A 14758-nucleotide genomic window follows, 5' to 3' on the forward strand; every position below is an offset into this window, starting at 1 on the left:
GGCGGATTTCCTCGCGGCGGCTGTTCTCCCGCGTAGCGGCCGGGCCCGGCCGGCGCCCCATGAATTACCGACGACCGGCCACCGGCCCCCGTTTCACCGGCACGACCCGAAAAGCAGCACCCGAAAAGCAGCACCCGAAAACATGGCGCCACCCACTCCGCATGGCAATTCATCGCACCACCCGTGCCGAAATTCCGCACCGGAAACGGCCGTGCACCACCGGAGGAAAAAACACCATGCTCCTGTACCCACCCATCGAAGAGCGCCCGCCGGTGTCACACCGGGTCATCGCCCTGAGCGGACCGGCTCACGCGGGGAAGGACACCCAGCTCCGGATGCTGACCCGCCGCACCCCGCAGATCCGGATCTCCGCCCGCGCGGAGCAGCACGCCCCCCGGTGGCCCGCCCTCACCGGCACGGAGCGGACCGGATGGTGGCTCGAAGACGCTTCCTACCAGCAGCTGGCGGACGTACTCGCCGCTTCCTTCCTGGCCCGCGCCCGCCGGCCCCGGGCAAACGACCTGCGCTGCGTACGGCAGGGCCTGCCCATGGTGGAGGCGATGCTCGCCGCGGTCGTCGCGTTGCGCGAGCGGTGCGGTACGGGGCGCGCCGCCCACGACGCGCGCGCGGCGCTGGCGCCGTACAGCACCGCCTTGCAGGCCGCCGAGGAGACCGAATACGGCGTCGTCCTGCTGCACGACGAGGACCCCGCGTGCGGCGCCGCACGCGGCCTGGCCCGGCTCCCGGCCCTCGACACGCTTGTGGGGAACTACCAGCGACGGCTCCACGAGCAGATCCACCGTCTCGTCGACGAGGGACGGTTCGACATGGCCGTCGTCGTCGGCGACCGGCCGGCGGTCGACATCCAGCACGAGCTGCGCCAGAGCCTGCACCGGCTGTACCCCGCGGTGCCGGAGTGTGCGCTCTCCCGCGTCCGCGTGGTGGCCCTGGGCGGCGACTGCGATCACGCACGCGACGCCGCCGGTGAATACCTGCGCACCCGCCGTGGCTACGCCCGGCTGGACACCGCACACCTCGTCGGCGCCACGGCGCACGGCCCGGCCGGTACGGACGCCGACGAAGACGCCACCGTCCGGGCCGAACGCATCGCCGACGGCCTCGACCGCTACTGCGCCGCGCACCCCTTCCTGGACCGCGTGAGCATCGAGCCCGTACGCGACCGCGCCACAGTCGGGGAACTGCGCAAGCTCTTCGGCGACCGGCTGCGCGCGGTACGGCCCGATCCCGTACGCCACGATGCCGCACGGCCCGATTCCGTGCCCGGCACCGGCCCCGAAGCGGCCGGCCAGGGTCCCGCCGCCCCCTGGGCCCGGCTGAGTCTCCAGCGGCGGCTGGACCGCCTGGCCTTCGACGCGGCCTGGACGTTCCGCCCGCTCAAGCCCGTCTCCGTCCGCAGCCTGGGGCTCCCGCCGAGCCTCGGGTCCTACCTGCGCGGCCTGCGCGAGCGGCTCACCGGGACCTGGCCGGCCGTGGACCTGCTCGCCGTCACCGGCAGCGCGGCCCGGGGGACGTACCGGCACGGCTGGAGCGACCTGGACGTACTCGTGCTGGCGCCGCAGGACGACATCCCCCGGCTCCGGCGTGTCCGCGCGGAGCTGGAACCGGTGCTGGGCGGGGTCCGGATGACCATGACCGTCCTGACCGAGGACGAGTTCCGCGCGGGCGCCCTGCCCCCGCGGCTGCTGCACGTCCTCACCTTGAGCGGAGCGGGCGCCATCGCGCCTCTGTGGTGCGCCCCCGGCCTCGCGCTGCCCGTACCGGATGCCGTGACGTACGCGGACGTCAGTGTGCGGGACGGCGTCCAGGCGGCCGTCACGCTCCGCAAACAGCTCCTGCTCGGCGAACCGGACCTGCGGGTGCTCTTCAAGGCCACCGCCCTGCTCGCGAAGATCATGCTGCGGATGGAGAGCGGGGCCGAGTACCCGGCCGACGACCAGGCCATCGCGGCCTTCCACCGGCGGCAGCCGGACGGCCTCGGCGACGCGCCCGGCGACGTACGCCACGACCGCGCCGGGGCCGAACGGATGGCCGGTGCCGTGCTGCGCGGCTGGCTGGCCACGCTCGACGCCGCGCAGGCGCCCGCACCGGGCGCCGGTTTCCTGAAGACCGGTGCGGCGGAGACCGGTGCGGCGGAGATCCGTAACGCGGAGACCGGCGTACCGGAGCCCGGCGCGCCGGAGATCCCCGTCCCCCGGCCCACCACCCCGGAAGCCACCGGCCATGGCGGCGCCTGACCTCCGCCGCCCGTTCGGCGCCGGCCTGTCCGTGGCGGCGCAGACCGTCCGGGTCCCCTCGCTGAGCTACATGTCGGTGGCGCAGGAGCACGAGATGCTCACCGCGTTCAACCGGTACGGCTTCGCGATCCTGCGCTGCGCGGAACACGGCGGGAGCCGGCAGGACCTGCTCGGCCTGCGGCGGCGCTTCGGAGTCCCGGCGCCGCACCCGCGGGCGGACGGCGACGGGATCGTGCCGATCAGCCCCGCCGAGCCGGTGACCGGCTTCCTCGGCTCCAGCCGCGCGGAGCACCTGCTGCACACGGACGGCGCGTTCCGCGACCGCCCCGAGGCCCTGATCACGCTCCAGTGCGTACGTCCGGCCGTCCGCGGCGGCCTGTCCGTCCTGGCCAGCGCCCAGGCCGCCTACCTGCACCTGGCGCGGCACTTCCCCGGCCGCCGGGACGCGCTGGCCGAGCCCGACGCGCTGACGATCACGCGTACGGACCAGTCCAGCACCCAGCCGCTCTTCCGGCGGCGCGGCGGCGTGCTCACGCTGCGGTTCCGGATGGCGGACGGGGTGTCCCGGGTCGTACCGCGCCCGGACGTCCGCGACCAGTACGCCGAGCTGTGCCGTTTCTTCGCCGCCCCCGCCAACCGGCTGCGCTTCAAGCTCGCCAAGGGGGACGTGCTGATCGCCGACAACTCGGCCGTCGTCCACGGCAGGACGCCCATCCCCGCCGGGGTCCCCCGCGTGATGCGCCGCCTCAACTTCGACGCCACCGGACCGACCTGCGCCCGTATGGCCTTCGGCTTCCCCGCGGCCCCGGCCCGGCCGTGACGCCCGCCGACCGGCCGGTGCGACGGGTGCGGCCGCCCCGGCCACGACACGGCATACGGCCGAAAACACCCGGCTGCCGGGCCCCTCCGGTGGCCGGCCGGCACCGCGGTAACCGATGTACAGGAAACCGGCCGCCGGTGAGCCCGCCCCCAAAAGACCAAAGAACCGGGGGGAAATTACCCAACCCTCCCCTACCGTCCCCTGGCGTCCGCGTTGTCACCCGCTTGGGTGATCCGGAGGCGGAATGGTGGCTTCCGCTGCGCGGCAGGGTGCACTCTCAGCCACAGCACCACCGCCGCAAGGCCCGCTGACATATGCAAATGGCCCCCGACTCGACCTGACACCCGAGCGAGGGCCTGCCCACCTGGGAAGCACCAACTTCCCGATGGACCCGACCACCAAGGACTTACCTCCCCGATGGACAACACCCAGGTTAGTGGCCGCGACCGCCTCCGTGGCGTAGTTCGCCGATACACCACCGGATTGCGCAAGATCTGCGGCCGCCGCCCCGAGCGGTACGTGATCATCTGCAACAAACTCGCCCAGCACCACGACCTCTCCGCGGCGGCACTCGGCGTCGCGACGTACATCCAGTCGCTGCCGGAAGGCGCCCGGGTCGACATCAAGTCCCTGACCGACCACTTCAAGAAGGACGGGCGCACCCGGATCTCCGGCGCCCTGCGCGAGCTGGAGCACTACGGCTACATCGCGCGCGTCAAGGAGCGCACCGCGAGGGGCACGTTCATCACCGTCACGTACTCGTACGCGAATCCGGAGCCCGCCGGAGAGGCCCCCGCAGGCTCCCCGCCGACCTGCGCCACCGCCTCCACTCCAAAGCGCCCGCCCCGCCGCCCGGCCCCACGCCGCACCGCCACACCGGCCCCGGAACCCGCCCCAGCTCCGGCCCCGGAACCCGTCCCGGAATCCCGTACAGCCCCGGCTTCGGAACCGGCTTCAGCCCCGGCCCCGGAACCCCGTACAGCCCCGTCCCCGGCTCCTGCTCCGGCTCCGGCCCCCGCGACCGCTCCGCCTCTGCCCCCAGCCTTCACCCGGGAGCCGCAAAGCGCCCCCGGCCCCGTGCCCGCCCCCACGCCAGGCCCTCCCCCGGCCACGCCCCCCGCTGCTCCCGCCCAGCCGCCCAAGCCCCCTCAGGCCGCCCTCGACCTCCTCGCATACCTCCGCAGGGACGATCCCCGCCTGCTGCTCTCCCAGCGCGACGTACGCCGTCTCGCCCCGGACGCAGCCCGCTGGCTGGAACGCGGGGTCTCCCCCGAATCCGTACGCCGCTGCCTGAGCGACGACCTGCCGAGCGACCTCCACAACCCTGCGGCCTTCCTCGCCCACCGACTTAGGGAGCTACTGCCACCCCCGCTCCCCGAACCCCCCGCACCATCCCGCGTACTGCCCCTTCAGAACTGCCCGGGTTGCGACCGGGCCTTCCGCTCCGAACACCTCACCCTCTGCAACCCGTGCTCACGAGACACACACGCCCTCAACTAGAGCCCCCGGGCAGGCGCCGTCCGCCGCCCCTCACACCCCCCGCACAACCGCCTGCGGGCTCCGTTCGGTGGAGCTGCCCGGGACCGGCTCCGAGGCGTCCGCGCCGACGGCGACGATGCGGTTGGCCGCGTCCACGTGGACGACGCGGGGGCGCAGCGTGCGGGCCTCGGCGTCGTCCACCTGGGCGTAGCTGATGAGGATGACCAGGTCACCGGGGTGGACGAGATGCGCGGCGGCGCCGTTGATGCCGAGGACGCCGGAGCCGCGTTCGCCCTCGATGATGTACGTCTCCAGGCGGGCGCCGTTGGTGATGTCGACGATGTGGACCAGCTCGCCGGGCAGCAGGTCGGCGGCGTCCAGGAGGTCGGCGTCGACCGTCACCGAGCCGACGTAGTGCAGGTCCGCCTGGGTGACGGTGGCTCGGTGGATCTTGGACTTGAACAGGGTGCGCAGCATGGTGTGACTTCCGGCAGAAGGGTCGCGTCCCGACGGGGTACGCGCCGACCCGCACATGCTAGGCAGCCGGCGGAAGAAGCAGAAGGGCCCGCCACCGGAAGCGCGACCGGCCCCGAACAGCGAGAAGCCCCGCCCACCCGAAGGTGTGCGGGGCTCCTCAGAGCGCTCACAAGAGCTGCCGGGTCTCCCCGACCGTCAAGGACTTACTTGACGATCTTGGTGACCTGGCCGGCGCCGACGGTCCGGCCACCCTCACGGATGGCGAACTTCAGGCCCTCTTCCATGGCGACGGGCTGGATGAGCGACACCGACATCTCGGTGTTGTCACCCGGCATGACCATCTCGGTGCCCTCGGGGAGGGTCACGACGCCGGTCACGTCGGTGGTACGGAAGTAGAACTGCGGGCGGTAGTTGTTGAAGAACGGGGTGTGGCGGCCACCCTCGTCCTTCGACAGGATGTACGCCTGCGCCTCGAACTCGGTGTGCGGGGTGACCGAGCCCGGCTTGATGATGACCTGGCCGCGCTCGACGTCCTCGCGCTTGATGCCGCGGAGCAGCAGACCGACGTTCTCACCGGCCTGACCCTCGTCCAGCAGCTTCCGGAACATCTCGATGCCGGTGACCGTGGTCGTGGTCTTGTCCTGCTTGATGCCGATGATGTCGACGGTCTCGTTGACCTTGAGGACACCACGCTCGATACGACCGGTGACAACGGTGCCACGGCCGGTGATCGTGAAGACGTCCTCGATCGGCATCAGGAACGGCTTGTCGACGTCACGCTCGGGCTGCGGGATCGACTCGTCGACGGCGGCCATGAGCTTGAGGACGGAGTCGCCCCACTCCTTGTCGCCCTCGAGCGCCTTGAGCGCCGAGACCTTGACGACCGGAACGTCGTCGCCCGGGAACTCGTACTCCGAGAGGAGCTCACGGACCTCGAGCTCGACGAGCTCCAGGATCTCCTCGTCGTCCACCATGTCGGCCTTGTTCAGGGCGACAACGATGTAGGGCACGCCGACCTGGCGGGCCAGGAGCACGTGCTCCTTGGTCTGCGGCATCGGGCCGTCGGTCGCCGCGACCACGAGGATCGCGCCGTCCATCTGGGCGGCACCGGTGATCATGTTCTTGATGTAGTCCGCGTGACCGGGGCAGTCAACGTGGGCGTAGTGACGGTTCTCCGTCTGGTACTCGACGTGCGCGATCGAGATGGTGATACCGCGCTGGCGCTCCTCGGGCGCCTTGTCGATCATGTCGAAGGCCGAGGCCTCGTTCAGGTCCGGGAACGCGTCGTGCAGCACCTTGGTAATGGCGGCCGTGAGGGTCGTCTTACCGTGGTCGATGTGACCGATGGTGCCGATGTTGACGTGCGGCTTAGTCCGCTCGAACTTCGCCTTCGCCACTGGGTCCTCCTGAAGTGGTTCTGTACGCCTTACTCATCGGCGCCAGGTGATCTTTGCTGGGATGCCGGCCGCCGGGGCCCCCTCGCGGGTGGCGGGGACGGGCCCCGGCAGACGGTGTCAAGCCTAAAGCGTCTTGCGACTCGTGCGAGCCGGTACTACTCGCCCTTGGCCTTCGCGATGATCTCCTCGGCGACGTTCCGGGGAACCTCGGCGTAGGAGTCGAACTGCATCGAGTAGCTTGCGCGACCCGAGGTCTTGCTGCGGAGGTCTCCGACGTAGCCGAACATCTCCGAGAGCGGAACCAGGCCCGTGACGAGCTTGGCGCCGTGGCGGTCCTCCATGGACTGGATCTGACCGCGACGCGAGTTGATGTCGCCGATGACGTCACCCATGTAGTCCTCGGGCGTCGTCACCTCGACCTTCATCATCGGCTCCAGCAGGGCCGGGCTGGCCTTGCGGGCGGCCTCCTTGAAGGCCATCGAGCCGGCGATCTTGAAGGCCATCTCCGAGGAGTCGACCTCGTGGAACGCACCGTCGAGGAGCGTGATCTTCACGCCGGTCAGCGGGTAGCCGGCGAGCACGCCGAACTCCATGGCCTCCTGGCAGCCCGCGTCCACGGACGGGATGTACTCCCGCGGGATACGGCCACCGGTGACCTTGTTCTCGAACTCGTACCCGTCGCCCTCAAGCGGCTCAAGCGCGATCTGCACCTTCGCGAACTGGCCGGAACCACCAGTCTGCTTCTTGTGCGTGTAGTCCAGGCGCTCGACGGCCTTACGCAGCGTCTCGCGGTACGCGACCTGCGGCTTGCCGACGTTGGCCTCGACCCGGAACTCGCGCTTCATACGGTCGACCAGCACGTCGAGGTGCAGCTCGCCCATACCCGCGATGATGGTCTGACCGGTCTCCTCGTCCGTGTGGACCTGGAAGGACGGGTCCTCCTCGGCGAGACGCTGGATGGCGACACCCAGCTTCTCCTGGTCGCCCTTGGACTTGGGCTCGATCGCGACCTGGATGACCGGGGCCGGGAACTCCATCGACTCCAGGATGACCTGGTTCGACGGGTCGCAGAGGGTCTCACCGGTGGTGGTCTGCTTCAGACCCATGACGGCGACGATGTCACCGGCACCCACCGACTCGATCTCCTCACGCTTGTTCGCGTGCATCCGGTAGATCTTGCCGATGCGCTCCTTCTTGCCCTTCACCGAGTTGGTGACCTGGGTACCCGCCACGAGGCGGCCCGAGTACACCCGGATGAAGGTGAGCTTGCCCAGGTGGGGGTCGCTCGCAATCTTGAACGCAAGAGCGGCCAGCGGCTCCTCCTCGGAGGGGCGACGCGTGATGACCTGCTCGGCGTCGTTCACGGCGTGGCCGTCGATGCCCTCGACGTCCAGCGGCGACGGCAGGTAGCGCACGACCGCGTCGAGCAGGGGCTGCACGCCCTTGTTCTTGAACGCGGTACCGCAGAAAACGGGGGTGACGGTGGTGTCGCCGCCCTTGCCCGAGTTGATGGTGATGCGACGGATCGCCTCGTGCAGCTGGTCCACGGTGGGCTCCTGGCCCTCCAGGTACAGCTCCATCATCTCTTCGTCGTTCTCCGCGACGGCCTCGAGCAGCTTGCCGCGCCACTCGTCGGCGGCCTCGGTGTGCGTGGCCGGGATGTCGACGGTGTCGTACATCTCGCCCTTGGCGGCCTCGGCGGACCAGACCAGCGCCTTCATGGAGACGAGGTCGATGACGCCCTTGAAGTCCGCCTCGGTGCCGATCGGCAGCTGCATCACGATCGGGGTCGCGCCCAGGCGGTCCACGATCATGTCGACGCAGCGGTGGAACTCCGCACCGGTGCGGTCGAGCTTGTTGACGAAGCAGATACGCGGCACGCCGTAGCGGTCCGCCTGGCGCCAGACGGTCTCGGACTGCGGCTCAACACCGGCAACGCCGTCGAACACCGTCACCGCACCGTCGAGCACGCGCAGCGAACGCTCCACCTCGACGGTGAAGTCGACGTGGCCCGGGGTGTCGATGATGTTGATGGTGTGGTCGACGTTGTTCAGCGGCCAGTGGCAGGTCGTCGCGGCAGACGTGATCGTGATGCCGCGCTCCTGCTCCTGCTCCATCCAGTCCATCGTGGCAGCGCCGTCGTGGACCTCACCGATCTTGTACGAAACACCGGTGTAGAACAGGATCCGCTCGGTGGTGGTCGTCTTGCCCGCGTCGATGTGGGCCATGATCCCAATGTTGCGGACCTTGGCCAGGTCAAGCGAAGTGGTGGCCATAGTGGCTCAATCTTCTCTCGGTCTCGATGTGGGTAGCGACTACCAGCGGTAGTGCGCGAAGGCCTTGTTGGACTCGGCCATCTTGTGGGTGTCCTCACGCTTCTTGACCGAAGCGCCGAGGCCGTTGGAGGCGTCCAGCAGCTCGTTCATGAGGCGCTCGGTCATGGTCTTCTCGCGACGGGCGCGGGAGTAGCCCACGAGCCAGCGCAGCGAGAGCGTGGCGGCACGGCCGGGCTTGACCTCGACCGGGACCTGGTAGGTCGCGCCACCGACACGGCGGGACTTGACCTCGAGGGTCGGCTTGATGTTCTCCAGCGCGCGCTTCAGCGTGATGACCGGGTCGTTGCCGGTCTTCTCACGCAGACCCTCCATGGCGCCGTAAACGATGCGCTCGGCGGTGGAGCGCTTTCCGTTCAGCAGGACCTTGTTGATGAGGGAGGTCACCAGAGGAGAGCTGTAGACCGGGTCAATGATGACCGGGCGCTTCGGGGCGGGGCCCTTACGAGGCATTCTTACTTCTCCTTCTTGGCGCCGTAGCGGCTGCGAGCCTGCTTGCGGTTCTTGACGCCCTGCGTGTCGAGGGAGCCGCGGATGATCTTGTACCGAACACCCGGCAGGTCCTTCACACGGCCGCCACGCACGAGCACGATCGAGTGCTCCTGCAGGTTGTGGCCCTCACCCGGAATGTAAGCGGTGACCTCGATCCCGCTGGTCAGACGCACACGCGCGACCTTACGCAGGGCCGAGTTCGGCTTCTTCGGGGTGGTCGTGAAAACACGCGTGCAGACGCCGCGGCGCTGGGGCGAACCCTCCAGTGCGGGCGTCTTGTTCTTCTCGACCTTGTCCTGCCGGCCCTTGCGGACCAGCTGCTGGATCGTAGGCACCGTTTCTCCGGTTTCTGTGTGCCAGTCTCGGTAAAGCTAACCTGGAACAGCTCCCGACCCACGCGGTCGGGTGTGTCGAATACTGCGAGCCCCTCGCTGGAACGAGGACGGCTGCAGATTGCGGTGTCGAGACCCGGGCTTCCGTACGGACGAGTGCACGCACGGCAGGCCGAGGACACCCCAGGCACAAGGTCAGAGCGTACCTACCGCATGGGCTGCGGTCAAAACAAATGCACACGCGAAGGACACGCCGGACTCCCCCGGCGCTGCGGCCACCGTAGTGCGATCAGGGGCCGTACGGAAGAAGGCTCCACCATCGCCGGGCGGGCTGTGACAGCGGCTGCGCGGGACCCCTGGCCCCTCCCCGGGCTCCCCCGGACCGTACGGCACCGACCGGGCCTGCGGAGCTCCAGACGGCTCTCAGGCGTACCTCAGACGTACCTCCGGACGGCCCTCAGGCGTGCGCTACCCCCACCAACAGCAGGAAGATGAAGAACAGCACCCAGCCGCTGATCCCCAGCCAGCCCAGGATCATCCCGGCGACCGCCTGCCCGTCCCCGCGCTCCCCGGTGCGGCGGATCTCGGCCCGCGCCTTGTGCCCCAGGATGACCGCCGGTATGGACGTCAGCCCCCACGTCACCGGGGTGAGGACGCCGCAGATCAGCGCGCCGGTCGCCGACCCGTTGGTGGGCACCGGCATCGGCCGCACCGGCATGAACGCCGGGGGCACCGCGGGCGGAGGCCCGAACTGCGACTGCGGCACCGGGCCCTGCGGCAGGTCCGCCACCAGCAACTGCAGCTCGGCATGGGTCTGCGCCTGGTAGGCATGGCCGATGCGCTGCTCGTACTCCTGCTGCGGAAGCCGTCCCTCGGCGAAGCCGGCCTTCAGCACGTCCACCGCACGCTCGCGATCGGCGTGCGAGGCACGCATCGCCGGGACCTGACCGGACGACCCCTGCGTCGGCTGTCCGCCTTGCCACGGCGCCGGCTGACCACCCTGCCACGGCTGGTACGCCACTCTCAGCACCTCCCCCACATTAGGCAGTACACCCCATCATTCAGTACGCGCCAGGAGATCGCACGGTTCCCCCCGCAACGAATCCGCGGCGCGCCACCACACCGTCCCGGCCACCGCAAGCGGGACCGGCGACCGGCCCATGGTGCGGCCCGGCCGGAAACGCCGCAGGGCGGCCACCCCGGGGGGTGGCCGCCCTGCGGCTCACAGTGCGTGTCCAGTACGGCCCGTCAGGCCGTCCGGGCCCTTACTGGTTGTACGGACCGTAGTCGTAGTCCTCCAGCGGGACCGCCTGGCCGGAGCCGGTGCCGAAGGGCGAGTAGTCGATGTCGTCGTAACCGACGGCCGAGTACATCGCGGCCTTGGCCTCCTCGGTGGGCTCCACCCGGATGTTGCGGTAGCGGGACAGGCCCGTACCGGCCGGGATGAGCTTACCGATGATGACGTTCTCCTTGAGGCCGATCAGGGAGTCCGACTTGGCGTTGATCGCCGCGTCGGTCAGCACCCGGGTCGTCTCCTGGAAGGACGCCGCCGACAGCCAGGACTCGGTGGCCAGCGAAGCCTTGGTGATACCCATCAGCTGCGGACGGCCGGAGGCGGGGTGACCGCCCTCCTGGACCACGCGACGGTTCTCGCCCTCGAACTTCGTACGCTCCACCAGCTCGCCCGGCAGCAGCTCCGCGTCGCCGGACTCGATGATCGTCACACGGCGCAGCATCTGCCGGATGATGATCTCGATGTGCTTGTCGTGGATCGCCACGCCCTGGTTGTTGTAGACCTTCTGGACCTCGCCGACCAGGTGAACCTGGACGGCACGTTGGCCCAGAATGCGCAGCACGTCGTGCGGGTTGACGGCACCCACGGTCAGCGCCTGGCCGACCTCGACGTGGTCACCCTCGCCCACCAGCAGACGGGCACGCTTCGAGACGCCGTAGGCCGTCTCGTCACTGCCGTCGTCCGGCGTGACGACGACCTTCTTGGTCTTCTCGGTCTCCTCGATGCGGACGCGGCCGGCCGCCTCCGAGATCGGGGCGACACCCTTGGGCGTACGGGCCTCGAAGAGCTCGACGACACGCGGCAGACCCAGGGTGATGTCGTCACCGGCCACACCACCGGTGTGGAAGGTACGCATCGTCAGCTGGGTGCCGGGCTCACCGATGGACTGGGCGGCGATGATGCCGACCGCCTCACCGATGTCGACCAGCTTGCCGGTGGCCAGCGAGCGGCCGTAGCAGAAGGCGCAGGTGCCGACGGCGGACTCGCAGGTCAGGACCGAGCGGGTCTTGACCTCCTCGACGCCGTGCGCGACGAGCTGGTCGATGAGGACATCGCCCAGGTCGACGTTGGCGGGGCCGATGACCTTGCCGTCGACGACGACGTCCTCGGCCAGCATCCGCGCGTACACGGAGGACTCGACGTCGTCCGCCTTGCGCAGGACACCGTCGGCGCCCTTGCTGGCGATCCGCAGCTTCAGACCGCGCTCGGTGCCGCAGTCCTCCTCGCGGATGATGACGTCCTGCGAGACGTCCACGAGACGACGGGTCAGGTAACCCGAGTCGGCGGTACGCAGGGCGGTGTCCGCGAGACCCTTACGGGCACCGTGGGTGGAGATGAAGTACTCCAGCACGGACAGACCCTCGCGGAACGACGCCTTGATGGGTCGCGGGATGGTCTCGTTCTTCGCGTTCGACACCAGACCACGCATACCGGCGATCTGCCGCATCTGCATCATGTTTCCTCGGGCACCCGAGTCAACCATCATGAAGATGGGGTTCGTCTTGGGGAAGTTCGCGTTCATCGCCTCGGAGACCTCATTGGTCGCCTTGGTCCAGATGTTGATCAGTTCCTGAGTGCGCTCGTCCTTGGTGATCAGACCGCGCTCGTACTGCTTCTGGACCTTCTCGTCCTGGGCCTCGTAGCCCGCGACGATGGCCTTCTTGGCCTCCGGCACGACGATGTCCGAGACCGCGACGGTGACACCCGAGCGGGTCGCCCAGTGGAAACCGGCCGCCTTCAGGTTGTCGAGCGTCGCCGCCACGATGACCTTCGGGTAGCGCTCGGCCAGGTCGTTGACGATCGCGGAGAGCTGCTTCTTGCCCACCGAGTAGTCGACGAACGGGTAGTCCTCGGGCAGCAGCTCGTTGAAGAGCGCGCGGCCCAGGGTCGTACGCAGCCGGAAGCTGTCACCCTGCTGCCACTCCGGCTCGCCCTCTTCCTGCACCGGCGGGGTCCAGCCACGCGGCGGGACGGTGCCGATCGGGAAGCGGATGTCGACCTTCGCCTGGAGCGAGAGCTCCCGGTTGTCGAAGGCCATGATCGCCTCGGCGACCGAGCCGAAGGACCGGCCCTCGCCGATGACCTTGCGCTCCGCCTCGTCGGTGGTGAGGAAGAACAGGCCCAGCACCATGTCCTGGGTCGGCATGGTGACCGGACGGCCGTCGGCCGGCTTGAGGATGTTGTTCGAGGACAGCATCAGGATGCGGGCCTCGGCCTGCGCCTCCGCGGACAGCGGCAGGTGCACGGCCATCTGGTCACCGTCGAAGTCCGCGTTGAACGCGGTGCACACGAGCGGGTGAATCTGAATGGCCTTGCCCTCGACCAGCTGCGGCTCGAAGGCCTGGATGCCGAGGCGGTGCAGGGTGGGCGCACGGTTCAGCAGAACCGGGTGCTCCGCGATGACCTCTTCGAGGACGTCGTAGACGACCGTGCGGCCGCGCTCGACCATCCGCTTGGCGCTCTTGATGTTCTGCGCGTGGTTCAGGTCGACCAGGCGCTTCATCACGAACGGCTTGAAGAGCTCCAGCGCCATGGCCTTCGGCAGACCGCACTGGTGCAGCTTCAGCTGCGGACCGACGACGATCACGGAACGCGCGGAGTAGTCCACACGCTTGCCGAGCAGGTTCTGACGGAAACGGCCCTGCTTGCCCTTGAGCATGTCGCTCAGGGACTTCAGCGGGCGGTTGCCGGGACCGGTGACCGGGCGACCGCGACGACCGTTGTCGAAGAGGGCGTCCACGGCCTCCTGGAGCATCCGCTTCTCGTTGTTCACGATGATCTCGGGCGCGCCGAGGTCGAGAAGCCGCTTCAGGCGGTTGTTGCGGTTGATCACGCGGCGGTACAGGTCGTTCAGGTCGGAGGTCGCGAAACGGCCACCGTCCAGCTGCACCATCGGACGCAGGTCCGGCGGGATGACCGGGATGCAGTCCAGCACCATGCCGTTGGGGCTGTTGCGGGTCTGAAGGAACGCGGAGACGACCTTCAGGCGCTTGAGCGCACGGGTCTTCTTCTGGCCCTTGCCGGTGCGGATGATCTCGCGGAGCTTCTCGGCCTCTTCGTCGAGGTCGAAGGACTCCAGGCGCTTCTGCAGCGCGGCCGCGCCCATGCCGCCCATGAAGTACGTGCCGAAGCGGTCACGCAGCTCGCGGTAGAGCAGCTCGTCGCCCTCCAGGTCCTGGACCTTGAGGTTCTTGAAGCGGCTCCACACCTCGTCGAGGCGGTCGATCTCGCGCTGCGCGCGGTCGCGCAGCTGCTTCATCTCGCGCTCGGCACCTTCGCGCACCTTGCGGCGCACGTCCGCCTTGGCGCCCTCGGCCTCCAGCTCGGCCAGGTCGGTCTCGAGCTTCTTGGCGCGGGCTTCCAGGTCGGCGTCGCGGCGCTGCTCGATCTGCTGGCGCTCGACGGAGACGTGGGCCTCCAGCGAGGGCAGGTCGCGCGTACGGCGCTCCTCGTCCACCCACGTGATCATGTAGGCGGCGAAGTAGATGACCTTTTCCAGGTCCTTCGGGGCGAGGTCGAGCAGGTAGCCCAGCCGCGACGGAACGCCCTTGAAGTACCAGATGTGCGTGACAGGGGCGGCCAGCTCGATGTGGCCCATCCGCTCACGGCGCACCTTGGCGCGAGTGACCTCGACGCCGCAGCGCTCGCAGATGATGCCCTTGAAGCGGACACGCTTGTACTTACCGCAGTAGCACTCCCAGTCCCGGGTGGGGCCGAAGATCTTCTCGCAGAAGAGCCCGTCCTTTTCCGGCTTGAGGGTGCGGTAGTTGATGGTCTCCGGCTTCTTGACCTCACCGTGGGACCACTGTCGGATGTCGTCCGCGGTCGCCAGGCCGATCCGCAGCTCGTCGAAGAAGTTGACGTCGAGCACTGTCGTCA

9 protein-coding genes are annotated in these 14758 nt (G+C 69.1%); 2 read left to right on the forward strand and 7 right to left on the reverse strand.

The window, feature by feature from the left end:
* The first annotated feature begins 236 nt into the window (after positions 1-236).
* Positions 237-2255 carry a nucleotidyltransferase domain-containing protein gene (locus A6A06_RS39765; RefSeq protein ID WP_073768989.1) on the forward strand — a complete coding sequence of 673 codons (2019 nt, stop codon included), beginning with the start codon at positions 237-239 and terminating at the stop codon, positions 2253-2255.
* Complete coding sequence (locus A6A06_RS39770) at positions 2242-3075, forward strand: TauD/TfdA family dioxygenase (protein ID WP_073768991.1); 834 nt, start codon at positions 2242-2244, stop codon at positions 3073-3075. Before A6A06_RS39765 ends, A6A06_RS39770 begins: the two co-directional genes overlap by 14 nt.
* Positions 3076-4605: 1530 nt before the next feature.
* On the opposite strand, the gene panD is transcribed toward A6A06_RS39770, so the two are convergent.
* The 7 genes from panD to A6A06_RS39810 form a co-directional block, all read right to left on the reverse strand.
* Positions 4606-5031, reverse strand: a complete 426-nt coding sequence (gene panD / locus A6A06_RS39780; RefSeq protein ID WP_073768993.1) for an aspartate 1-decarboxylase — start codon at positions 5029-5031, stop codon at positions 4606-4608.
* 203 nt (positions 5032-5234) lie between these two features.
* The gene (gene tuf, locus A6A06_RS39785; protein WP_073768995.1) at positions 5235-6428 is read right to left on the reverse strand and encodes an elongation factor Tu; all 1194 of its coding nucleotides are present in this window, start codon (positions 6426-6428) and stop codon (positions 5235-5237) included.
* A 155-nt stretch (positions 6429-6583) separates the two neighbouring features.
* Positions 6584-8704, reverse strand: coding sequence for an elongation factor G (fusA, locus tag A6A06_RS39790; protein ID WP_073768997.1), 2121 nt, complete (start codon positions 8702-8704; stop codon positions 6584-6586).
* A gap of 39 nt (positions 8705-8743) precedes the next feature.
* Complete coding sequence (gene rpsG / locus A6A06_RS39795) at positions 8744-9214, reverse strand: 30S ribosomal protein S7 (protein ID WP_030017001.1); 471 nt, start codon at positions 9212-9214, stop codon at positions 8744-8746.
* A 2-nt stretch (positions 9215-9216) separates the two neighbouring features.
* On the reverse strand, positions 9217-9588 hold the full coding sequence (rpsL, locus tag A6A06_RS39800; protein WP_003948652.1) for a 30S ribosomal protein S12: 372 nt from the start codon (positions 9586-9588) through the stop codon (positions 9217-9219).
* Positions 9589-10042: 454 nt separating this feature from the next.
* Entirely contained in the window at positions 10043-10519 is a 477-nt protein-coding gene (locus A6A06_RS39805) for a DUF1707 and DUF4190 domain-containing protein (RefSeq protein ID WP_073768999.1), read from the reverse strand.
* Positions 10520-10850: 331 nt separating this feature from the next.
* Entirely contained in the window at positions 10851-14750 is a 3900-nt protein-coding gene (locus tag A6A06_RS39810) for a DNA-directed RNA polymerase subunit beta' (RefSeq protein ID WP_073769001.1), read from the reverse strand.
* Positions 14751-14758 lie beyond the last annotated feature (8 nt).

Source organism: Streptomyces sp. CB02923 (assembly GCF_001905005.1).
In the GTDB taxonomy this organism is placed as follows: Bacteria; Actinomycetota; Actinomycetes; order Streptomycetales; family Streptomycetaceae; genus Streptomyces.

Coding starts and splice junctions, on each gene's coding strand:
- A6A06_RS39765 (WP_073768989.1), top strand. CDS start 237: ATGCTCCTGTACCCACCCATCGAAGAGCGCCCGCCGGTGTCACACCGG.
- A6A06_RS39770 (WP_073768991.1), top strand. CDS start 2,242: ATGGCGGCGCCTGACCTCCGCCGCCCGTTCGGCGCCGGCCTGTCCGTG.
- panD (WP_073768993.1), bottom strand. CDS start 5,031: ATGCTGCGCACCCTGTTCAAGTCCAAGATCCACCGAGCCACCGTCACC.
- fusA (WP_073768997.1), bottom strand. CDS start 8,704: ATGGCCACCACTTCGCTTGACCTGGCCAAGGTCCGCAACATTGGGATC.
- rpsG (WP_030017001.1), bottom strand. CDS start 9,214: ATGCCTCGTAAGGGCCCCGCCCCGAAGCGCCCGGTCATCATTGACCCG.
- A6A06_RS39805 (WP_073768999.1), bottom strand. CDS start 10,519: ATGCGTGCCTCGCACGCCGATCGCGAGCGTGCGGTGGACGTGCTGAAG.